The organism is Streptomyces sp. NPDC104313 (assembly GCF_055583985.1).
On the sequence record NZ_JBVJMW010000016.1, the window covers coordinates 18,055 to 39,676 of the forward strand.

The 21,622-nt window shown below is 73.6% G+C and carries 15 protein-coding genes; 6 read left to right on the forward strand and 9 right to left on the reverse strand.

Translation table 11 applies throughout. The features are described 5' to 3' along the window. Positions 1–31: 31 nt before the first annotated feature. From ACZ60Q_RS29610 to ACZ60Q_RS29645, 8 genes are all read right to left on the reverse strand, one after another. Entirely contained in the window at positions 32–4,807 is a 4,776-nt protein-coding gene (locus ACZ60Q_RS29610) for a hypothetical protein (RefSeq protein ID WP_469640614.1), read from the reverse strand. Between the two features lie 103 nt (positions 4,808–4,910). Continuing rightward, positions 4,911–5,855 (reverse strand): hypothetical protein, encoded by a 945-nt coding sequence (locus tag ACZ60Q_RS29615; RefSeq protein ID WP_469640615.1) that lies wholly within the window; start codon positions 5,853–5,855, stop codon positions 4,911–4,913. Beyond that, a complete protein-coding gene (locus tag ACZ60Q_RS29620) occupies positions 5,852–5,986 on the reverse strand; it encodes a hypothetical protein (protein ID WP_469640617.1) in 135 nt (44 codons plus the stop codon). The genes ACZ60Q_RS29615 and ACZ60Q_RS29620 overlap by 4 nt, the downstream gene beginning before the upstream one ends. Then, positions 5,983–7,512: a hypothetical protein gene (locus ACZ60Q_RS29625; RefSeq protein WP_469640618.1), complete on the reverse strand. Its 1,530-nt coding sequence runs from the start codon at positions 7,510–7,512 to the stop codon at positions 5,983–5,985. Before ACZ60Q_RS29625 ends, ACZ60Q_RS29620 begins: the two co-directional genes overlap by 4 nt. A gap of 45 nt (positions 7,513–7,557) precedes the next feature. Further along, the gene (locus ACZ60Q_RS29630) at positions 7,558–11,205 is read right to left on the reverse strand and encodes a hydantoinase B/oxoprolinase family protein (RefSeq protein ID WP_469640620.1); all 3,648 of its coding nucleotides are present in this window, start codon (positions 11,203–11,205) and stop codon (positions 7,558–7,560) included. Between the two features lie 57 nt (positions 11,206–11,262). Continuing rightward, positions 11,263–11,835: a DUF4240 domain-containing protein gene (locus ACZ60Q_RS29635; protein ID WP_469640622.1), complete on the reverse strand. Its 573-nt coding sequence runs from the start codon at positions 11,833–11,835 to the stop codon at positions 11,263–11,265. A gap of 80 nt (positions 11,836–11,915) precedes the next feature. Further along, positions 11,916–13,334 (reverse strand): HEAT repeat domain-containing protein, encoded by a 1,419-nt coding sequence (locus ACZ60Q_RS29640; RefSeq protein ID WP_469640623.1) that lies wholly within the window; start codon positions 13,332–13,334, stop codon positions 11,916–11,918. Positions 13,335–13,623: 289 nt separating this feature from the next. Then, positions 13,624–14,016 (reverse strand): ankyrin repeat domain-containing protein, encoded by a 393-nt coding sequence (locus tag ACZ60Q_RS29645; protein WP_398618816.1) that lies wholly within the window; start codon positions 14,014–14,016, stop codon positions 13,624–13,626. A 327-nt stretch (positions 14,017–14,343) separates the two neighbouring features. On the opposite strand from ACZ60Q_RS29645, the gene ACZ60Q_RS29650 reads away from it, so the two are divergent. Both ACZ60Q_RS29650 and ACZ60Q_RS29655 read left to right on the forward strand, forming a co-directional pair. Continuing rightward, positions 14,344–14,538 carry a hypothetical protein gene (locus ACZ60Q_RS29650; protein ID WP_003970432.1) on the forward strand — a complete coding sequence of 65 codons (195 nt, stop codon included), beginning with the start codon at positions 14,344–14,346 and terminating at the stop codon, positions 14,536–14,538. Positions 14,539–14,575: 37 nt separating this feature from the next. Beyond that, a complete protein-coding gene (locus ACZ60Q_RS29655; protein WP_469640626.1) occupies positions 14,576–16,261 on the forward strand; it encodes a hypothetical protein in 1,686 nt (561 codons plus the stop codon). Positions 16,262–16,360: 99 nt separating this feature from the next. On the opposite strand, the gene ACZ60Q_RS29660 is transcribed toward ACZ60Q_RS29655, so the two are convergent. Then, a complete protein-coding gene (locus ACZ60Q_RS29660; RefSeq protein WP_469640627.1) occupies positions 16,361–17,860 on the reverse strand; it encodes an SCO1417 family PLP biosynthesis transcription factor in 1,500 nt (499 codons plus the stop codon). A 102-nt stretch (positions 17,861–17,962) separates the two neighbouring features. Between ACZ60Q_RS29660 and yczE the strand changes: the two genes are divergently transcribed. The 4 genes from yczE (at position 17,963) to ACZ60Q_RS29680 (ending at position 21,500) form a co-directional block, all read left to right on the forward strand. Continuing rightward, positions 17,963–18,682 (forward strand): membrane protein YczE, encoded by a 720-nt coding sequence (yczE, locus tag ACZ60Q_RS29665; RefSeq protein WP_469640629.1) that lies wholly within the window; start codon positions 17,963–17,965, stop codon positions 18,680–18,682. Beyond that, entirely contained in the window at positions 18,679–19,440 is a 762-nt protein-coding gene (locus tag ACZ60Q_RS29670) for a glycerophosphodiester phosphodiesterase (RefSeq protein ID WP_469640631.1), read from the forward strand. Before yczE ends, ACZ60Q_RS29670 begins: the two co-directional genes overlap by 4 nt. A gap of 46 nt (positions 19,441–19,486) precedes the next feature. Continuing rightward, positions 19,487–20,860, forward strand: coding sequence for an MFS transporter (locus tag ACZ60Q_RS29675; protein WP_469640633.1), 1,374 nt, complete (start codon positions 19,487–19,489; stop codon positions 20,858–20,860). A 265-nt stretch (positions 20,861–21,125) separates the two neighbouring features. Further along, positions 21,126–21,500 carry an RNA polymerase-binding protein RbpA gene (locus ACZ60Q_RS29680; protein ID WP_003959706.1) on the forward strand — a complete coding sequence of 125 codons (375 nt, stop codon included), beginning with the start codon at positions 21,126–21,128 and terminating at the stop codon, positions 21,498–21,500. The last annotated feature ends 122 nt before the right edge of the window (positions 21,501–21,622 follow it).

Below are 21,622 nucleotides of genomic sequence, written 5' to 3' on the forward strand. Positions count from 1 at the left end.
CGGCTCTGCTCGGCAGCGGTGGCGGTGGCGGCTACGCGCCGGGCCGTGGTGCCGGGGTATCGGCGGCTGCCTGCTCGTTCCTTTTGAACATACGGGTCGCCGTGATCTCGCCGTGGACCGTCTCCCCGTCCGGGTCCTGCTGCGGCAGACCGGGACGCAGATGCTCCTCCACGCTGATGTACTTGAGCCCCGCCCGCAGGTCCGCGTCGTTGCGCAGCCGGATGACGAGGGGGAATTCGGCGAGCGCGGCCGTGTCGAACAGGCCGGTCGTATAGAGCAGTTGCACGCCCAGCGCGTCCGACACCGCCCGCTGGAGCTCCAGCAGGTACGTGGCGTTGGCGCGCCCGATCGGGTTGTCGAGGAACAGGGTTCCCGCGTGCCGGTGCCGGTCGCGGCCCCGGTCATTGCTGCGCAGGGCCGCCATCGTGCAGTAGAGGGCGATGGCGGCGGTGAGCAACTGCCCGCCGGAGAAGACGTCGCCCATCTGCCCGACGGGGACGCGCTCCGCGCGCAGCACGGCGTCCGGCTTGAGGATCTCCACCGCGATGCCCTTGGGCCGCAGCGCCGCCTCGACTCCCCTCAGCAGCAGGGACATGCCGTCCCGGCGCAGGTCGGAGTTCTTCTTCAGGGCGGCGTGGGTGGCCTCGTCGACGACCTCTCCGAGGCGTTCGGTGAGGGTTGCCTGGTCGGGTTCCTCGAAGCGGATCCGGACGAACTCCTGACCCGACCACTCTCCCAGCCCTTCGGGGAGCTGGGAGAGCCGCTGGGCGGAGCGCAGGGTGGTGAGGGCGGAGTCGACCAGGCCGCGCAGCCGGTCGACGATCGAGTCGCGGTTGCGTTCCAGCTGGATCAGTTCGTCGGTGAGGACGCGCAGCCGGGGGGCGAAGGCGTCGGCCCACTTCTGGGCGTGCTCGGGCAGCGCGGAGGCGGGCAGCTCGCGGATCTGCTGGCGGGCGGGGGTGCGGACCTGTTCGTACCGGGTGGAGTTGGCGTGCCGGACGAGGATGTCGCTCGCCTCCCTGACGGCGCTCTCGGCCGCCGAGAGGTCGGCGTTGCAGCCACGCAGGGAGCGGCGGGACTCGGCGGCGGACTGCCGGGCCTCCTCCAGGGTGCCGGGGTAGGGGTCGGGGTGCTCGGTCCCGTCCTCCGTGCCGTGGTCGCGCAGGAGGTCCCGCAACAGGGCCGCGGTTTCGTCGAAGCCGCCGGCGGAGTCCCCGGCGGTGCGGTGGGCGTGCAGCAATGCGCTGTGGGCCGCCCGGTCGGTGTCCAGGGCCGCGGTGGCGGCGGCCAGCTCGGCGGTGGCGGTACGCAGAAGTGCCTGGGCGCCTTCGGCGTCGGCCGGGACCAGGTCGTCCGGCAGTTCGGTGTGGTGCTGCCGCTCGTCGTCGGGGGCGAGCCGCTCGGCCTCGCCGCGCAGCCGTCCCAGATGCTCGCTGGCGGTGGAGGCGCGGGTCTCCAGGAGCTGGACGTGCGCCTCGGCTCGGGCGGCGGCGGCCTGGCGGGAGGGGCCATCCGCCCCGTCGGTGCCTTCCAGGAGCTGGGCGGCGCGGGTGCGGACCTTGTTGGTGAGGCGGTCCAGCTCGGCCAGGGCGGCGCTCTCGTCGCTCTCGGCGCGGGCCTGTTCGGCGCGCAGGTCGGCGCCGACGCCGACCTTCTCGTACAGCTGGGACGCGGCCCGGTAGGCCTCGCGCAGGGTGGGCAGGGCGGTGCGGGCCCGGGTCCCGTCGGGTTCGGGGAGAGCTTCGGGGACGCCGGCGATCTCGGCGCGCTCGGCCCGCAGGGCCCGGGCGGTGCGGCGGGCGTCGTCCCCTGCGCGCTGGGCAGCCCTGCGGTCCTCGTCGGCGGCTCGGGCGAGGTCGAGGCAGACGGCGGCGCGGGCCTCGGACTCGGCGGCCTCGTCGACCAGTTCGCGCAGCCGGGCCTGCCAGCGGGCCCGCTCCCGCAGCCGGTGGGCGAGCCCGGCCAGGGCGTCGGCCACCCGGCGGGCCCGCTGCGCGGCTTCCTGGCGCTCGTCGCGGACCCGGGCGGTGTCGGCGGCGGCCTCGTCTGCCTCGGCGCGGGCGGCGCGGGCCTCGGCGAGGACGGCTTCGGCGCTCTCGGCCGCCGTACGGGCGGCGTCGGCGGCCTCGGCCAGTTCGGTGAGCATGCCGGGCGGGCAGTCGGCGCGCCAGGAGCCGATGCGGGCGGTGAGGGCGCGGTCCCCGGAGAGGCGGGCGGCCAGCGTCCTGATGTCCTCGTCGCGGGTGGCGGCGCGGCTGCGCAGCGCGTGGCGCTCCTCGTCGGCGGCGTGTTCGTCGTGCATGGCCGGGTTCGGCGGGACGAGGAAGACGCCGTCGTTCTGCGCGTCGGGACCGGTGCCGGGGGCCGGGACGGGGGCGAGGAGGGCGGCGGCGGTGCCGACGGCCACCGCCGAGCGGGGCAGCAGGGCCGCGCTGCCGAGAACCTCGCGGGCGCGGGTGTGGGCGTCGGGGTCGGTGATGACGACGCCGTCGACGAGCTCCGGGCGGGCGGCGAGGACGGTGGCGTGGTCGGCCGGGTCGACGGCCTGCGCCAGGTAGCGCCAGCCGGGCAGGGCGGGGATGCCGTGCTCGCCGAGATACTCGACGGTGGCGAGAACGTCGGGGCCGGGCGGCAGCAGCCCGCCCTCGCCGAGCGCGCCGAGGATGCGGGCGTCGTCGGCGGCGGCGGTGCGCAGGTCGAAGAGGCGGCGTTCGGCAGCGGCGACGGACTGGTCGAGGAGGTCGCGCAGCTCGTCGGCGCTGCGGTCGAACTCCTCGGCGGTCAGGGACTGCTGGGCGGGGCCGGGCTGGTCGGCGAGGGCCACCACACGGTCGGCGGCCGGTTCGGCGGCGATGGCGGCTCCGTCGCCGGCCGGCCGGCCGGGGCTCGCGGTGGCGCCCCGGTCGGGCCCGCCCGAGGCCTCGTCGGCGACTTCCCGGCGGGGGTGCGGGACGCCGGTGCCGGTGGGGAGGCCCAGCAGGTCCGCGAGGCGTGGATCGGCGGCGATGGAGGCGGCGGCGCGGTGCTCGTCCTCGTGACTCTGCTCGGCCGCCCTGGCCCCGTCGGCGGCGCGGGCGGCGGCCAGATCGGCGCGGCTCTCGGCGGCGGCCGCCTCACGGGCGGTGTCGGCGGCGCCGCGCGCGGCTTCGCGGGCGGTGTCCCAGGCGGCGACGGCGGACTGTTCGGCGTCGCTGGCGGCGAGGGCCGCGCGGGCGGGGTCGGCGTCGGGCGCGGTGTCGTCGAGCCAGCCCGCCTTGACGGCTTCGGCGGTCTCCTGGCCCACTTCGGCGAGGCGCTGACGCAGGTGTCCGGCCTCGCTGCGGGCCCGCTGGGCCTCGGTGGCGGCGACCGTGGCGTCGCGGTGGGCACGTTCGCCGGTGGCCTGGAGGGTGTCGGAACGCTCCTCCTCCTCGTTGGCGACGCGCTCGCCCTCCTCGGCGGCCCGGTGCAGGGCGCGGACCAGGTCGGTGGCGGCGGCACCGCGGGCGGCGAGGGCGGGGGCGGCGTCGCGTTCGGCCTCGCGGATGGCGGCGGCGACCCTGGCGGAGCGGTCGGCGGCGGCGCGGTGGCGCAGGACGGCTTCGGCTGCCTGCCAGGCGGCGTGCAGGGTGCGGGCCTCGACCAGCTCCTTGCGGCCGGCGGCGGCGCTCTTCTCGGCGGCGGTCAGGGCCAGCGAGGCGTGCCGGTAGGCGAGTTCGGCGGCGATCAGGGAACGGCTGCCCCGGGTGGACTCGGCTTCGGTGACGGTGTGGGCGGCGGCGGTGACCCGTTCGGCCAGTTCGGCGGTGCGACCGCGCTCCTCGGCGGCGCGGGCGGTCAGGCGGCGGGCCAGGGTGCGGGTACGGCGTTCGGCTCCGGCGTGGATGTCACGGGTGCGGGCGCGGGTGCCGGCGGCCTCGACGATCCGGCCGAGCAGGTCGACGGAGCCCGCGGTGAAGTCGCGTTCGGCGGTCAGTTCGGCGCGGCGGCCCAGCTTGTTGCCGAAGCCGCTGACCAGGTCGGCGAGTCCGTCGGTGTCGCGGGTGTCGGTGACGGCGCGGAGCAGGAGGTCGGTGAAGTCGGAGTCCTTCTTCACCGCGAAGAGCCCGGCGGCCTCGCCCTCGTCAGCGTTCATCTCGCGCTGGTAGCGGAAGAGTTCGGGGTCGAGGCCGAGCTCGCCGAGGTGTTCGTTCCAGCGGTCGTGGATCTCTTCCCAGTGCACGTCGAGGTGCGCGTAGAACTTGCCCGCGTCCATCAGCGCGTCGCGGAAGCCCTTCATGGTGCGCCGCCGGCCACGTGCGGCGGAGACGCCTTCGGCGGGGCGGCCCACGGCGGAGGACTCGGCGACGGGCAGGCTGTCCAGGCTGAGTCCGGGGCCGGGGCGGAACGAGTACCAGGCCTCGGCGAACTTACGGGGGTCGCCCGAGACCTGACGGCCACGCCACTCGCTGACCTTGCCGACGACGACGCACTCACCGGTGAGGGTGTGCTGCCACTCCAGGGCGACGTGCCCGCAGTCGTCGGCGAGGAGGAACTTGCGCAGGACGCCGGAGCTGGCGCCGCCGAGTGTGTTGCGGTGGCCGGGGAGCATCACCGAGAAGATCAGCTTGAGCAGGACGGACTTGCCGCCGCCGTTCTCCAGGAAGAGGACGCCGGCGGGGGCGGGGCGGCGGGGCGGGCCGACCGGCTCGTCCTCGAAGAACTCCGCCTGGGCGGGGGCGGGGCTGGGAACGGGTGCGCCGACGCCGCGCAGGTCGAGGACGGTGTCGGCGTAGCGCGCACCGGCAGGCCCGATGGAGTAGAGGCGGACCCGGGACAACTCGTACATGGCGGCGGACTCTCGTCGTTCGGTGAGCGGGGGCGGAGCGGCAGGTGCGAAGCGGGGCGGGGCGGGCTGGTCGGGAACGGCCGGTCAGGTCAGGAAGGGAAGGTCAGGAGTGAAAGGGCAGGCCCGCGTCGGCGGCCAGCTCCATGCTGTCGGGGTCGGGCGGCGGCAGCAGGGTGGCGGAGCCGTCGGTGACGGGGACGACGCCGAGCTCCAGCAGTTCGGCCATGGCGGCGGCGCCCGCCATGTCGCGGACCTGGAGCTGATAGCGGGCGGTGGTGCGGTAGGCGCCGCCCGCGTCGTCGCCGGTGCGCTGGAGGAAGCCGGAGTCGGTGAGGAAGGCGACGGCCTTGCCGATGATGCCGGTGGTGGATCCGGCGAGCCGGCGGGCGTCCTTGGTGGCGCCGGTGGCGCTGCGACGGGCGTAGACCCGCCAGCCGGCTTCGAGCCCGGGGGCGTCGCTGGCCGGGTCGGTGTTGTCGCCCTGTTCCTCGGCGCGCTCCTCCAGTCGCCGGCAGGCCTGGCGTACGAAGGCGTCGACGCCGTTGACCGTGATGCGGCCGATGTAGGCGTCGTCGGCGAGGTCCTCGGGGCGGGGGAAGGCCAGGGCGGCGACGGCGAGGTGGGCGAGGCCGTGCAGGAAGCGGTCGGCGGCGTCGGAGGAGGCGCGGCGGGCGTAGTCGCCCATGCGGACGGCGAAGACGGAGTCCTCGCCCGCCGTCACGGCCATTCCGGCGCGCGGGGAGACCTCCAGGACGATGAGGCCGAGACCGGTGGCGACGGCGTCGGCGAGCCGGGCGAAGGCGCTCTCCTCCCGGTAGCGCCGCAGCAGGTCGGCGTACTCGGCGTCGCGGGCGGGCAGCAGCTTGGGCTGGAGCCCGAAGGAGACCAGGCGGGCGGCGTCGGCGGCGTCGGCGGGGGTGACGGGCGGCTGTCCGGCGGGCTCGACGGCGCCCGGGTGCGCGAAGCCGCCCGCGTACGGGGTGGGGGGACCGGCGTACGCGGAGGGCTCGGTCCACGCGTCGGGGTGCTCGGCGTCGTGGTCGCTCACGGCTGGGACTCCTCGGTACGGAAGACGTGCGGGTGCGGAAGGAGGGCGGACACGGTCGCGGCGGAGGGCGCGGGGCGGCTCATGACGGAAGCGGCGGGGCGGCTCATGACGGAGGCGGCGGGGCCGGTCACGTTGCCTCCTTCCGGTCGGCGGCCATGCTGACGGCGTCCAGCAGAGCGGTGCCCACGATCAGGTCGGCGCCGCCGAACTCCGGGTCCTCCAGCTGCGCCCCGTCGTCCACGGCGAACAGCAGGCGTCGTTCGCCCTGGCGGTAGGCGGTGCCGACCGGTGGGCTGGCGGCGTGTACGGCGAGCAGGGCGACCAGGTACGGCAGGTCGGTGTCTCCGGTGCCGCGGGCTTCGGCGAGCAGTCCGGACAGCCGGCGCGGGGCGTCGAATTCCAGGTCGAGCAGGGTCATGGCCCGGGCGAGCTGCTTCTCGCTGAACCGACTGTCGTCGGGGGTGGCGATGAGGTCGGGCTCGGGCATCTCCGCGCCCAGGTGATCGCGCTCCAGCGGCGGGGCGAGCAGCAGGTCGACCAGGTCCCCGACCCGTACGGAAGTAGGTGTGCGCAGTCCGGTGCCGTGGGCGAAGAAGGCGTCGGTGGCCCGGGTGGACTGCTCGACGGGGAGCGGGAGGAGCGGGGCGAGGAGCTGCCCGTACAGGTCGAGACCCGTGTGGGCGGCGGGCGGGGCGAAGGCCTGCCGGTCCTGCTCCGCGCGGAAGAGCGGGCCGGCCTCCAGGAGCCGGGACTGGAGCTGGGTGTGGCGGCGGATGCAGTCCTTGACGATGTCGACCAGCTCGGCGGCCCGGCGCTTGTGCTCGGGGTCCTCGGCCTCGTCGCGTGCCTTGCGGATGTTGGTGAGGATCGCGTTCTCGTGGCGGTAGCGGTCGGCCACGTGGTCCAGGGCCTCGGCGATCATGTCCGGGACGGTGTGGAGCCAGTCGACGGCGCGGACGTTGCGCCGGGTGGCCTCCAAGGTCCGGCGCAGGGTCTCGGCGTACTGCACGGTGCGGTAGCGGGCCTGTTCGGCGGCGAGCTGGGCGTCGGCGAGGCGGCCCCGGCTGATGAGGACCTCCAGCTTGACCTCGGCGGCGATCTGGGCGCTGGTGACGTCGGTGTCCAGCGCGCCGACCAGGACGTTGACCGCTTCGTCGGTGGCGCGGAGGTAGACCGTGCCGCCGTAGCCCGGGACCTCTTCGATGAGTTTGAAGTCGTAGTCCCGGCGGACGTAGACCCCGTCGGGACCGAAGGTGCCGTAGACCGCGCGGAAGCCGCGGTCGACGCTGCCGACGTTGATCAGGTTCTCCAGGACCCAGCGGGCGACCCGTTCATGCTCGGCGACGGGGCGGTCGGGGGCCTGGGCGCCGACCCGGGGCAGCAGTCTGGCCACTATCTGGTCGTGGTCGGCTCCGGTGTCGAAGTCCATGTTGAGCGTGACGTGGTCGATCGCGGCGAGGGCGACCTCCGCCATGGCGTACACCGTGTACTCGCCGGCCAGATTCGCCTTGCGGACGTCGAGGTCGTGCAGCGGCGCCGTGCACGCGAGCGCGCGCAGCCGCCGTGAGAGCCCCTCGTCGGCGGCGGGGCCCGGGGCAGGCCGCGGCCCCGCGCTGAGCTGCGGCGAGGCGGTGTCCGGGGAGGCAGGCGAAGTCACGTGGGACAGATTAGGTCCTCACACTGACAACGGTCGAAACGGCGTTTATGCGACCGGGTCCGAGCCAGGGCCCGAGTGCTGTGCGGGTCCGTAGCCGCCACCGCCCGGTGTGCGCACCACGAGCACGTCTCCGGCGTCCAGTTCGGCGGTGTCGCAGCCCTCCAGCGGGACCACTTCGCCTCCCGCCCGCTCGATGTGCTGCTCCCCGAGCGCGCCCGGTTCCCCGCCGTCCGCTCCGTACGGCGGGACGCGGCGGTGTCCGGAGAGCAGCGCGACCGTGACCGGTTCCAGGAAGCGGATGCGGCGCTCGACGCCGTCGCCGCCGTGCCACCGCCCCGCTCCCCCGCTGCCGTCCCGGACGGCGAAGCCCTCCAGCAGGGCGGGCAGCCGCCACTCCAGGATCTCGGGGTCGGTGAGCCGGGAGTTGGTCATATGGGTCTGTACGGCGTCGGCTCCGTCGAAGCCGTCCCCCGCACCCGATCCGCTGGCGATCGTCTCGTAGTACTGGACGTGGTCGTTGCCGAAGGTGAGGTTGTTCATGGTGCCGGAGCCCTCGGCCTGGCCGCCGATCGCTCCGTACAGGGCTCCGGTGACCGCCTGGGAGGTCTCCACGTTGCCCGCGACGGTCGCTGCCGGGTAGGCGGGGTCGAGCATGGACCCGGGCTCAATGGTCACCTCCAGGGGCTTGAGGCAGCCGCTGTTGAGCGGGATGTCCTCCCCGACGAGGGTGCGGAAGACGTAGAGGACGGCGGCCATGACGACGGACCGGGGCGCGTTGGCGTTGCCGGGCTGCTGGGGCGAGGTTCCGGTGAAGTCGAGGTGGGCGTCGCGGGCCTCCCGGTCGACGGTCAGCCGTACCTGGATGAGGGCCCCGCTGTCGGTCTCGTAGCGGCAGTGCCCGTCGTGCAGTCCGGCGACGATGCGGCGTACGGACTCCTCGGCGTTGTCCTGGACGTGGCCCATGTAGGCGTCCACGACGTCCGCGCCGAACCGGTCGGTCATGCGCCGCAGTTCGGCGATGCCCTTCTCGTTGGCGGCGATCTGGGCGCGCAGGTCGGCGAGGTTGGTGTCCGGGTCGCGGGAGGGGTACGGGGCGGAGGTGAGGAGTTCGCGGGTCTCGTCCTCCAGCAGCCGGCCGTCGCGGACGAGCGGCCAGTTGTCGAAGAGCACGCCCTCCTCGTGGATCGTCCGGCTGAAGGCGGGCATGGAGCCGGGGGTGATGCCGCCGATCTCGGCGTGGTGCCCGCGCGAGGCCACCAGAAAGCGCAGGCGGTCCGGCTCTCCTGCTTCGCCCTCGTCGAACACGGGGGTCACCACGGTGACATCGGGCAGGTGGGTGCCGCCGTGGTACGGGTCATTGACGGCGTACACGTCGCCGGGGCGCAGGGTCGCCTCGTTGCGCCGCAGGACCTCCTTGATCGACTCGCCCATCGAGCCGAGGTGTACCGGGATGTGCGGGGCGTTGGCGATCAGGTTGCCCTCGGCGTCGAACAGGGCGCAGGAGAAGTCGAGGCGCTCCTTGATGTTGACCGAGTGGGCGGTGTTCTCCAGCCGGACGCCCATCTGCTCGGCGATCGACATGAAGAGGTTGTTGAAGACCTCCAGCATCACCGGGTCCACCCGGGTGCCGACGGCGGTGCGTTCGGGCCGGGGGCGGCTGCGGGTGAGGACAAGGTGCCCGGCCGGGCCGGCCTCGGCCGCCCAGCCGGGGTCGACGACGGTGGTGGCGTCGTCCTCGGCGACGATCGCGGGCCCGGCGATGGTGTCGGTGGGGCGCAGATCGGTCCGGCGGTACAGCGGGGCCCGCCGCCATCGCCCCTCGGCGTACAGGTCCACGGTGCCGACCGGGCGCGGCGGGGTGTCGCGGGGCCTCGGCACGGCGGCGGTCGCGGCATCGCCGGTCGTGCCGGTGGCTCCGGTGGCTTCCACCGTGGCCGTCTCGATGACGACGGGCTTGTCCATCGTGAAGCCGAACCGGGCCCGGTGGTCGGCGGCGAACGCCTCGGCCATGGCGGTCTCCGTGTCCAGGTCCACCGGGAGCGCCGCGTCCGTCCCCGCGTACCGCAGCAGGACGCGGGATCGGGTGGTGATCGCGGAGTCCGGCGTTCCGTCGGCGCGCAGGGCTTCGCGGGTACGGTCGGCCAGCTCCACGCAGAGCCTCTCCACGCGCTCCCGGGAGGCCGCGTCGAGTTCCTCCTCCACCGACTGCTCGCGCATCGCGGTGGCGTCGGCCAGGCCGATGCCGTACGCGGAGAGCACCCCGGCGAGCGGGGGGACGAGGACCGTACCGATTCCCAGGGCGTCGGCGACCGCGCAGACGTGCTGGCCGCCCGCGCCGCCGAAGCCGGTGAGGGCATAGCGGGTGATGTCGTGGCCGCGCTGTACGGAGATCTTCTTGACGGCACCTGCCATGTTGAGCACGGCGATCTCCAGGAAGCCCGACGCCACTTCCGCCTCGTCCGGTCGCCGCCCGGTGGCGCGCCCCACCTCGTCGGCGAGCGCCGCGAACCGCGTCCGTACCAGGTCGGCGTCGAGCGGGAGGCCGCCGCCCTCGCCGAAGACCGCCGGGAAGTGGGCGGGCTGGACCCGGCCGAGCATGACGTTGGCGTCGGTGACGGTGAGGGGGCCGCCCCGGCGGTAGCAGGCGGGGCCGGGGTGGGCCCCGGCCGAGTCGGGTCCGACGCGGTAGCGGCTGCCGTCGAAGTGCAGGACGGAACCTCCGCCGGCCGCGACGGTGTGGATGCTCATCATCGGGGCGCGCATCCGGACCCCGGCGACCTCGGTACCCAGTTCCCGTTCGAACGCGCCGGCGTAGTGGGAGACGTCGGTGGAGGTGCCGCCCATGTCGAACCCGATGACGCGGTCGTATCCCGCCCGCAGCGAGGTGCGGACCATGCCGACGACACCGCCGGCCGGACCGGAGAGGACGGCGTCCTTGCCGCGGAAGTGGGCGGCTTCGCGCAGACCTCCGTTGGACTGGAGGAACATCAGCCGGATCCCGTCGAGGCGGGCGGCGACCTCGTCGACGTACCGGCCGAGGACGGGTGAGAGGTAGGCGTCGACGACCGTGGTGTCGCCGCGAGGGACGAGCCTGATCAGCGGACTGACCTCGTGGGAGCTGCTGACCTGGGTGAAGCCCGCCTCACGGGCCGCTTCGGCGACGGCCCGTTCGTGGGCGGGGTGGCGGTAGCCGTGCATCAGGACGACGGCGGCGCTGCGCAGACCGTCGGCGTGGGCGGCGCGCAGCTGTTCGCGTACGGGGCCGAGCTCCAGGGGGCGTACGGTGCGGCCGTGGGCGTCGAGGCGTTCGGGGACCTCGATCACGCGCTCGTGGACGGACTCGGGCAGGACGATGTGCCGGTCGAAGAGGCGGGGCCGGTTCTGGTACGCGATCCGCAGCGCGTCCCGGAATCCTTCGGTGATCAGCAGCACCGTCGGCTCGCCCCGCCGTTCCAGCAGGGCGTTGGTGGCGACGGTGGTGCCCATCCGGACGGCTGCGACCCGGTCGGCGGGCACCGGTTCGCCCGGCTCCAGGCCGAGGAGCAGCCGGATTCCGGCGACGGCCGCGTCGTCGTAGCGGTCGGGGTCATGGGAGAGGAGCTTGCGGGTGATCAGGCGTCCGTCGGGGTGGCGGCCCACCACATCGGTGAAGGTGCCGCCCCGGTCGATCCAGAACTCCCAGCGTCCGGTCATGGCGCCATTCTGTGCCCGCGTCCGCGCTCTCGCAGGGGCGCAGCGTCCGTAGGGGACTCAGTCCTGGAAGAGCGCTGCCAGCCGGGGCAGCCGGCGGCGGTTCGCGTCGGCGTCCTCGGCGTCCCAGCTCTCGCCCGCCGGGTCCGCCGGGTGTACGCGGTCGCGCAGCGCCGCTTCCACGGCGGCGTCGAGGGTGGCGCTCTCGCCCCGGAGGCGTCGGTAGGCCTCGGCGACCGGGACGTGTAGCGACTCGTATCCGATCCACCCGCTCTCCCCCTGGCTCATCCGGATCACCACCGGCAGTCCGGCCAGGGAGTCGGGGTCGGCCACCGCCCGGGTGAAGGTCTCCCGCCCGAGCAGGGCGAGCCCGTCGCGGAAGTCCATGAACCCGTCGTCGCCGCAGCCGCCCTCGATGAGGTAGGCCGCGTTCCACAGGGGCCACCGGTAGGCGGACCGGGTCACGTCCACCGCTGTGACGGCGAAGGCGGCGATCCGCTCCGGCTCCAGGGCCGCCAGCACGTCGGTCAGGGCTCCGGGCAGGGGGTCGTCGGGCGGGTCCCGGTCGTCCGCCCTGTCCCCGGCCGCGTCGCGAGCCCGTTCGACGAGCCCCCACCACTCGTTGATGTCCATGGGGAAAGCCTAGGAGGAGGGTCTGACAACGCCCCTCCTCCCGGGCTCCCGCGTCCTCGCGGGCCCTTGGCCTCCCGCGTTCAGAGGGCCGGTGCGTCCGGCCCGATCCGGCTCCGTACCGCCGTCTGGACCTCGGCCTCCTCGGCCGGGTCGGCGGCGAGGCAGCGCAGCCGTTCGGCGACGCGGATGTCTCCGGTCTCGGCGTGCAGGGCGGCCACCTCGCGGGTGGTCTCCTCGCAGTCCCAGAGGCACTCCACCGCGAACCCGGTCGCGAAGGACGGGTCGGTGGCGGCCAGGGAGCGGGCGGACCTGCCCCGCAGGTGCGAGGAGGACGTCTCGCGGTAGACGTGGCGCAGCACGGGCGCGGCGCAGGCGATGCCGAGGCGGCCCGCTCCGTCGACCAGGGTCCACAGCCGGGGGGCGTCGGGTCCGTCGCCGCGTACGGCCTCCCGCAGCGCGCCGAGGACTTGGGGAGCGTCCTGGGCGGTGCCTCGGCAGGCGAGCACCCCGGCGGCCGAGGCCCCGAGGGAATCGGGGCGGTGGGCCCAGCGCCGGGCCCGTTCCACGGCGTCGTCGCAGGTCATCCGCTCGAAGGCGGCGATGGCCGTGTCGGCGACGGTGCGGGCGGGGCTGACGGCGGCGGCCTCGATGAGGTCGAGGACGGCGGGGTCGCCCGCCTCCGCGAGGTAGTGCAGAGCGGCACAGCGGGCGCCTTCGGGGCCGCTGCGGGCGGCCTCGACGATCTGGGGCAGGTCGTCGGGTCCGGCGACGGCGGAGAGGCAGCGGGCCGCGGGGACGTGCAGTTCGCTGCCGCGTTCCAGGGCTTGCTGGGCCCAGTCGAAGACGGCCTGGACGCTCCAGCCGGGGCGGGGACCCCCGGGGCGCATCTGGCGTTGCCATCGGTCGAACGAGCCCTGTTCGCCGGCGGCCCTGACCCGGGCGCCGATCGCCGCGCGCGGGTCGTCGGCCCACAGCCGCCAGGGGCGCGGCTCGAACGAGTCCCGTACGGCGGCGGCGAGGTCGGCCGAACCCTGGTCGGTGGCCGGGAAGCGGGCGAGGACGGGCAGCGCGAGGGAGCGCAGGCCCGCGTCGTCGTCGCGCAGGGCGAGTTCGTCCAGGGCCCAGGCCCAGTTGGCGCCGGTCGCCGCGTAGCGGCGGAGCAGGGCCAGGGCGTCGTCGCGTCCGTAGGAGGCGAGGTGGCCGAGGACGGACAGCGCCAGCCCCGTCCGGGAGTCGTCGGTATCGATGGGGTCGTCGGGATCGGCGAGGTGTCGCTCGATCTCCTCGATACCGCCGTCGAGGTCGAGGTAGAGGCGCGCGTAGTAGAGGGAGCGGTTCTCCACCTGCCAGTCGTGACGGGGGTCGCTCACGACGCAGTGGTTGAGAGCCGCGAGGGCCTCGGGGCGCGGTGCGGCGAGCGCGTGGAGCGTGCCGTCGCCGCGGCCCCTCTGCAACAGGCCGAGCAGGGTGCCGCTCGGCGCTATGAACGGATCGAACATGGGAGAAAGCCTCACATCAAGCTGTCGACGCAACCGGGACTGTGCAGTGCCCCGCGCCTCTCGGCACGCGGGGGTGTCCGGGGGACACCGTTACGCCGCGCAGTGACATGATCGGCCGACCGCCGTCTTTCGCCTGGTGAAGAGCATCTTCCTCTGCCTCTCGTCGGTGGCCCTCAGCGGGCCCGCGACGTCATGATGACCCAGCCATTTCGCCACCGCGACCACATTTACGACGGACCGGTCAGCAGAGCCCACGGCGGACGCGCCCAGGGGGCAGTCCACCGGCGTGCTACCGGGCACCGAAGCGTTCCAGCAGGTCGGACTTGCCGAACATCCGGGCCGTGTCCAGCGCGGACGGCGTTCCGGCGGCCGGGTCGGCGCCGGCTGCGAGCAGCGCGTCGATGACGGCGTCCTCGCCCTTGAAGACGGCTCCGGCCAGCGGGGTCTGCCCCCGGTCGTTGGCCCGGTCCGGGTCGGCCTCACGGGCGACGAGGGCGGCGACCGTCCCGGCGTGCCCGTGGTAGGCGGCGAGCATGAGCAGCGTGTCGCCCCGGTCGTTGGTGAGGTTGGCGGGGACTCCGGCCTCGACGTACGCGGTGAGCGCCTCGGTGTCGCCGGTGCGGGCCAGGTCGAAGACCTTGGTCGCCAGCTCGACCACCTCGGGATCAGGGGTTTCGCTCATCGGACGGACCGCCTTCCTTGACTGCTGTCACGGCTGTCACCGCCGCGGTTGACCTGGTGGGGAGTACGGCACGGGACCGTACGAGTGAATCGACAGGGTACTGCTCCCGGACCGACATGACCCGGCCCGGATACGGCAAGGGATCACCGCGGCTGATCCTGCCCGGCACGGACGAGGTGATGCCGCTCCCCGGGAGCCGACTTCTGTGGGCCGGTCAAGTGAAAGCGGGGAATATTCACCCGATTGCACCTTTTATCATATAGATACTTCTCGTGATCCTGGAAGGACTCATGGTGACTGTCCCCCTCAACCAGGAGAGAACCGATCATGATCCTTTCCATCTCGGGCGTGGTACTGCTCGCCATCGTCGTCTTCCTGTTCTTCAAGAAGGACGGGCTCAAGGCCTCCCACGCCATCGTCTGCGCCCTGTTCGGCTTCTACCTGGCCGGCACCGCCATCGCACCGAGCATCACGGCGGGCGGGGCGAGCCTCGCCGGCCTGCTGGGCGGGATCAAGTTCTGACGCTCCGCAACCGCTCCCACCCCTTCAGGAGACCGACGTGGCCCGGCGACCACTCCCCCGCATTCTGAGCAGCGGCAGCGCTTCGATCACTCGCGGCAGAGAGATCGCGCGCACGGCCGCCGACAGTGCCACCGATGTCCTCCATCCGCTGATCACCGTGGTCCGCGGACTGCGACTGCTGGCCGTGTCCGGCCGGCGGAAGTGGGTCGCGACGCCCAAGGAGCGGCGTGGTCCCCAGCTGTTCCTCGGCGTGGCCTGCGTGCTGGTGGTGGCGCTCGTCCCCTACGGGCCGATCACAGCCCTGATCACGGTGATGGGCGCTGCCGCGTGGAAGGGGCGGGAGCGGACCCCGGTGAGAACCGGGCCCGACGACGCGGAGACCGCGCGCCTGCGGTCGCTGTACGAGGCGCTCGTGCCGTACTTCTCGACGGCGGAGGACCCCGATCCGCTGTTCGCCCACGGCGGCGACTGGGCGAAGGCCTTCGACGGGTACGCCTTCGACGCCGACGGGCGGCTCACCCGCCTGCGGGTCTCCTACCCCGCGTACTTCACGGACGGCGAGGCGGCCGCCCGCTCCCGGATCGAGCAGTTGCTCCACACCAAGTCCGGCCGGGGCCGCGAGTACCACTTCGGCTGGGACGAGGAGGCCAACCGTCTCGTCATGACCGTGCTGGACGCGCTCCCCACGACGATCACCGCCCAGCGCTTCGTGACCGCCCCCGGCGAGACGGTGCTCGGCTTCACCGACCCGGACGCCGTCTCGCGCACCGTCCCCGTGCGCGACGGCGACCTGACGGTGGACGCCTCGCCCGTGGTCTGGCGGACCGGCGGCCGTTCCACCGAACCGCACCTGCTGGCCGTCGGACAGCCCGGCGGCGGCATCACGACCCTGGTCCGCTCGATCGCCCTCCAGGCCCTCCGGGACGGCGACGTCATCGTCGTCGACGGCAGCGGCACCGGTGAGTACGGCGCCCTCGCCGGGCGCAGCGGCGTCCTCGCCGTGGAGTCCGGCCTCGGCGGGGCGCTGGCCACGCTGGAGTGGGCGGCGCACGAGACGGAGCGCCGGCTGATCGCCGCCAACCGGGCCCGGCAGAGCGGCCACCGGGTGCCGGACGACATCCGGCGCCCGCTGTGGATCCTGCTGGACCGCCCCGGCGCCCTGGGGCATCTCGCGGCGGCGGACGGCAGGCCCGACCCACTGGAGCTGCTCCGGATCCCGCTGCGGCACGGCAGGGCCGCCCAGGTCACGGTCGTGCTGGCCGAGCAGTTCGACACGCTGGACACCCTCACCGAGACCGTACGGACCCACACCCGCGCCCGCGTGGTCCTCGGGCCGGCCTGCCGTGAGCAGATCGAGGCCGTCCTCGGCGCCGAACCGCACACCACTCCGCCGCCCGAGGTCCCCCCGGGACGCGGTTACGTCCGCCTCGGCGCGGGCCCGGTCCTGCGGCTCCAGGTGCCCGCCACTCCGGACCCGTACGACGACACCACCGGCGAAACGCACCGGCAGGCGGTGCTCGGCCTGCTGCCCGACCGGTACCCCCCGATGGAGGAGGCTCCGAGGAGGGAGCCCGCCGGCGAGGGGCCCGCGACGGAGCGGTTCCCCGTGGCGGTGGAAGGCGCGGCCCGCCCGGTGGAGGCCGTCCCGGTCGAGGCGATGGCCGCCGAGGCCGGGCCGTCCGAGCCGCTGGCACAGGCGCGGGCGGCGGGCGCCGAGAGCTGAGCGGGGAGCACCGACACGCCGCCGCGGGCGGGAAGCGGACCGTCGGCGGTCCGCTTCCCGCCCGCGGGCGTTTGCCGCTCCGCGAGGGCCCGGAAGACCTCAGGCCACGAAGCTGCGCGGGGCGTCGGCACCCGCACCCGCCCCGGAGCGCACGAGGTCGGCCGCCGCGGCCAGCCGTACGGCCGCCTCGTCGGCGACCGGCCCGCTGACCGTGAACGGCAGCCGTACGTATCCCTCGAAGGCCCCGTCGACCCCGAAGCGGGGGCCCGACGGCACCCGGACACCGACCCGTTCGCCCGCCACCGCCAGCCGTGATCCGGAGAGGCCCCCGGTGCGTACCCACAGCGTCAGACCGCCGCGCGGCACGGCGAACTCCCAGTCCGGCAGTTCCCGGCGCACCGCCGCGACCAGGGAGTCCCGGTTCTCCCGCGCCTGGCTCCGCCGGACCTCTACGGCCTGCTCCCAGCCTCCCGTGCCCATGAGCCAGTTGATCGCGAGCTGTTCCAGGACGGGGGTGCCCATGTCGGCGTAGGCGCGGGCGGCGACCAGGCTGCGGATGACGTCGGGGGCCGCGCGCACCCAGCCGATGCGCATTCCGGCCCAGAAGGCCTTGCTCGCCGATCCGACGGTCAGGACCGTGCTGCCCGCCGGATCGAAGGCGCAGACGCGGCGCGGCATGTCGATGTCGGCGTCCAGGCGGAGTTCGTTCATGGTCTCGTCGACGACCAGGACCGTTCCGGCGGACCGGGCCGCGTCCACCAGGTCCCGGCGCTGCTGCTCGTCGGCGAGCGCGCCGGTGGGGTTGTGGAAGTCGGCCACCACATAGGCGAGCCGGGGCGCGGCGTCCCGCAGCACCTGACGCCAGCGGTTCATGTCCCAGCCGTCGAGCCCCTCCTCCATCGCGACCGGAACGAGGCGGGCGCCCGTCTCGCGCATCAGCTGAAGGATGTTGGCGTAACTGGGGGACTCGACCGCGATCCGTTCGCCGCGGCCCGCGAAGAGGTGACAGATCGCGTCGATGGCGCCCATCGCGCCGGTGGTGACCATGATCTGTTCGGGCATGGTCGGGATGCCGAGCGCGGTGTAGCGGTCGGCGATCATCTGCCGGAGGGCGGGCAGTCCGGCCGGGTAGTCACCGTGCGTGTGGGCGTACGGCGGCAGCTCCTCCAGCGCCCCCTGGACGGCGCGGGTCAGCCAGGGCTCGGGCGCGGGCAGGGCCGCGCAGCCCAGGTCGATCATCGAGCCGAGCGACTCCGGCGGCAGCGGTTCGAGGCCGCGGGCGGGCAGCGGGTTTCCGGCCGGGACGGCGGTCCAGCTACCGGCGCCGCGCCGGGACTCCAGGAAGCCCTCGGCGCGCAGCGCCTCGTAGGCGGCCGCGACGGTCGTACGGCTGACGGCCAGGGCGAGCGCCAGTTCGCGTTCGGCGGGGAGCCGGGCGGCGACCGGGACCCGGCCCTCCAGGACGAGCAGCCGCACACCGTCGGCGAGCGCGCGGTAGGCGGGCGGCTTGCGGCCGCCCGGTCCGGTGGGCCGGGCCTGTTGCGACCGGAGCTGCCGGGCGAGCTGGGCCGCTCCCACAGTCGATGTCCACTGCGCCATCAAAATCAGTCCACCTTCATCGAATTGGCCATAGTTGGTGACCGATCCCCTGCCACAGAGTGGCATGAAGCAGTCCACTATCACTACAGCAGGGGGCACAACGTGGCCAGGACCACCGGCCGGAGCACCACCCATCTCACCCGGCGACTGGTCCAGCTGTACGTCGGCCTGACGCTGTACGGGGCGAGTTCCGCCCTCCTGGTCCGGGCCGAACTGGGCCTGGAGCCGTGGGGTGTGCTGCACCAGGGCCTCGCGGAGCTGACCGGTCTGTCGATCGGCGTGGTGTCGATCATCATCGGCGCGGTGGTGCTGCTGCTGTGGATCCCGCTGCGCCAGCGGCCGGGGCTCGGCACGGTCTCGAACGTCTTCGTGGTGGGGCTCGCGATGGACGGGACGCTCGCCGTGGTCGGCGACCTGGACGGTCTCGGGTTCCGCGTTCCCGTGATGGTCCTGGGCATCGCGCTCAACGGGGTGGCGACCGGGCTGTACATCGCGGCCCTGTTCGGGCCGGGGCCGCGCGACGGGCTGATGACCGGGCTGAACCGGGTCACCGGGCGTTCCATCCGGCTGGTCCGTACGGCGATCGAGGTGGCGGTCGTGGTGACGGGATTCCTGCTGGGCGGGTCGCTGGGGGCGGGCACCGTGCTGTACGCGCTGGCCATCGGCCCGCTGGCCCAGCTCTTCCTGCGGATGTTCGCGCTCCCCGAACCGGCCGGGACCGGTGTCACCGTCGCCTCGGGCGAGCCGTCCACCACCGCGCCGCCCGCCGGTTCCGGGCCCGTTGCCGACCCGGCATCCGGGCAGGCCATACTGCCGCAGTGAATCCGAGCCACCCCTATCTGGACCATCCGACGCCGATCGCCTTCGCCCATCGCGGCGGGGCGGCGGACGGCGTGGAGAACACCGCGACCGCCTTCCGCCGGGCGTCCGACGCGGGCTACCGCTACTTCGAGACCGATGTGCACACCACGGCGGACGGCCGGCTGGTCGCCTTCCACGACGCGACGCTGGACCGGGTCACCGACGCCCGGGGCCGGATCTCCGCACTGCCCTGGAGCGAGGTGCGCCGGGCCCGGGTCGGGGGCAGCGAACCGCTCCCGCTCCTCGAGGAGCTGCTGGAGGAGTTCCCGGAGGCCCGCTGGAACGTGGACCTGAAGGCCGAATCGGCGCTGAAGCCCCTGCTCGGCCTGATCCGCCGCACCGACGCCTGGGACCGGGTATGCGTCGGCTCGTTCTCGGAGGCCCGGGTGGCCCGCGCCCACCGCCTGGCAGGCCCCCGCCTGGCCACGTCGTACGGGGTGCGCGGGGTCCTGGCGCTGCGTCTGCGTTCGTACGGGCTTCCCTCGCCGCTGCGCGCGGGCGCCGTCTGCGCCCAGGTCCCGGAACGGCAGGGCGGCATCCCGGTGGTGGACGCCCGCTTCGTCCGCACGGTGCACGCGCTCGGGCTCCAGGTGCACGTCTGGACGGTGAACGAACCGGAGCGGATGGCGGCGCTCCTGGACCTCGGCGTGGATGGCATCATGACCGATCACATCGAGACGCTGCGTACGGTGCTGAGCGAGCGGGGGGCCTGGTCCTGACGCCCGGTACGTCCGCGTCCGCAGGGGATGACCGAGGGGACGCGGCGTGAGCACCGGGACCACAGGGAAGGCCGATCCGTCCGGGCGGCCGCCGGACGGCGGGACGGCGGCCGCCCGCAGGCGCGAGCAGCACGGCTGGTACTTCTACGACTTCGCGTGCTCCGTCTACTCCACCAGCGTGCTGACCGTCTTCCTGGGTCCGTATCTGACGGAGATCGCCAAGGCGGCGGCGGATCCCGAAGGGTTCGTGCACCCGCTGGGCATACCCGTGCGCGCGGGCTCGCTGTTCGCGTACTCCGTCTCGGCGTCCATCGTGGTGGCCGTCGTGCTGATGCCCCTCGTGGGCGCGGCGGCGGACCGTACGGGTCGCAAGAAGCCGCTGCTGGCGGCGGCCGCCTACACGGGGGCCGCGGCGACGGCGGGGATGTTCTTCCTGGACGGTCACCGCTATCTGCTGGGCGCGTTCCTGCTGATCGTGGCGAACGCCTCGATCTCCGTGTCGATGGTCCTGTACAACGCCTATCTGCCGCAGATCGCCGGGCCGGAGGAGCGCGACGCGGTCTCCTCGCGCGGCTGGGCCTTCGGCTACACCTCGGGCGCCATCGTCCTGGTCCTCAACCTGATCCTGTACACCGGCCACGAGTCCTTCGGCCTGTCGGATTCCGAGGCGGTGCGGATCTGCCTCGCGTCGGCCGGTGTGTGGTGGGGCGCGTTCACCCTCGTGCCGCTGCGCCGGCTGCGCGACCGCCGGATCCCGCCGGGCGGCGAGGGCGCGGTCGGATCCGGGTGGCAGCAGCTGAGGGCAACCCTGCGCGACATGCGGCGACACCCGCTGACACTCTCCTTCCTGCTGGCCTACCTCATCTACAACGACGGGATCCAGACGGTGATCTCGCAGGCCTCGCTGTACGGCTCCCAGGAGCTGGGCCTGGATCAGACGACGCTGATCGTCGCTGTGCTGCTGGTGCAGATCCTGGCGGTGGCGGGGGCGCTCGGCATGGGGCGGCTCGCCCGGACGCACGGCGCGAAGCGCACCATTGTGGGATCGCTGGTGATCTGGACCCTCATTCTGATCTCCGCCTATCTGCTGCCCGCCGACGCTCCGGCGTTCTTCTTCCTTCTGGCCGCGGCGATCGGCTTGGTACTGGGCGGCAGCCAGGCCCTGTCGCGGTCGCTGTTCTCGCATCTGGTACCGCGCGGCAAGGAGGCGGAGTACTTCTCCGCGTACGAGTTGAGCGACCGCGGACTGAGCTGGCTGGGGCCCCTGGTGTTCGGCCTGGCGTACCAGCTGACCGGCAGCTACCGGGACGCGATCATCTCGCTGATCGTGTTCTTCGCGCTCGGCGCGGCGCTGCTCGCGCGGGTCCCGGTGAGGCGTGCGGTGGAAGCCGCGGGCAACCCCGTGCCGGAACGGATTTAGACGTTGAAGTCAAAGGGCGGTAGTATACGTCTTTGGCCTGCCCGGAGGACCGTTACTTCCAGTGGAAGCAGCTCAACCGTTGAGTGACAACATCCACCAGAGGTGACAAACCGGGCATGGGCGGGTACTCAACCCAGACAAGGCAGCGGCACGACGGGCGACGCGTGACCGGCAACGGGAATCTTTACCGCCGACCGGACGTTGACCGGATGACGACGACAGCGACATTTTGTCCTGTGGGCGACAAGCCCGGGAGGCACGATTCATGAGTGAGCGAGCTCTCCGCGGCACGCGACTTGTGGTTACCAGCTACGAGACGGACCGCGGCATCGATCTGGCCCCGCGCCAGGCGGTGGAGTACGCATGCCAGAACGGACATCGATTCGAGATGCCGTTCTCGGTAGAGGCAGAGATTCCGCCGGAGTGGGAGTGCAAGGCGTGCGGCGCCCAGGCACTCCTGGTGGACGGGGATGGCCCCGAAGAGAAGAAGGGCAAGCCGGCGCGCACGCACTGGGACATGCTCATGGAGCGGCGCACCCGCGAGGAGCTGGAGGAGGTGCTGGCCGAGAGGCTGGCGGTTCTGCGCTCCGGAGCCATGAACATCGCCGTGCACCCGCGGGACAGCAGGAAGTCTGCCTGACCGCGTAACACCGCACAGAAGCACAGCACCAAGAGCCGCGGGGGGGGGGGGGGGGGGGGGGTGGGGGGGGGTGGGGGGGGGGGGGGGGGCGGCGGGGGGGTCGGCTCCGTCGGGGTCGGGGT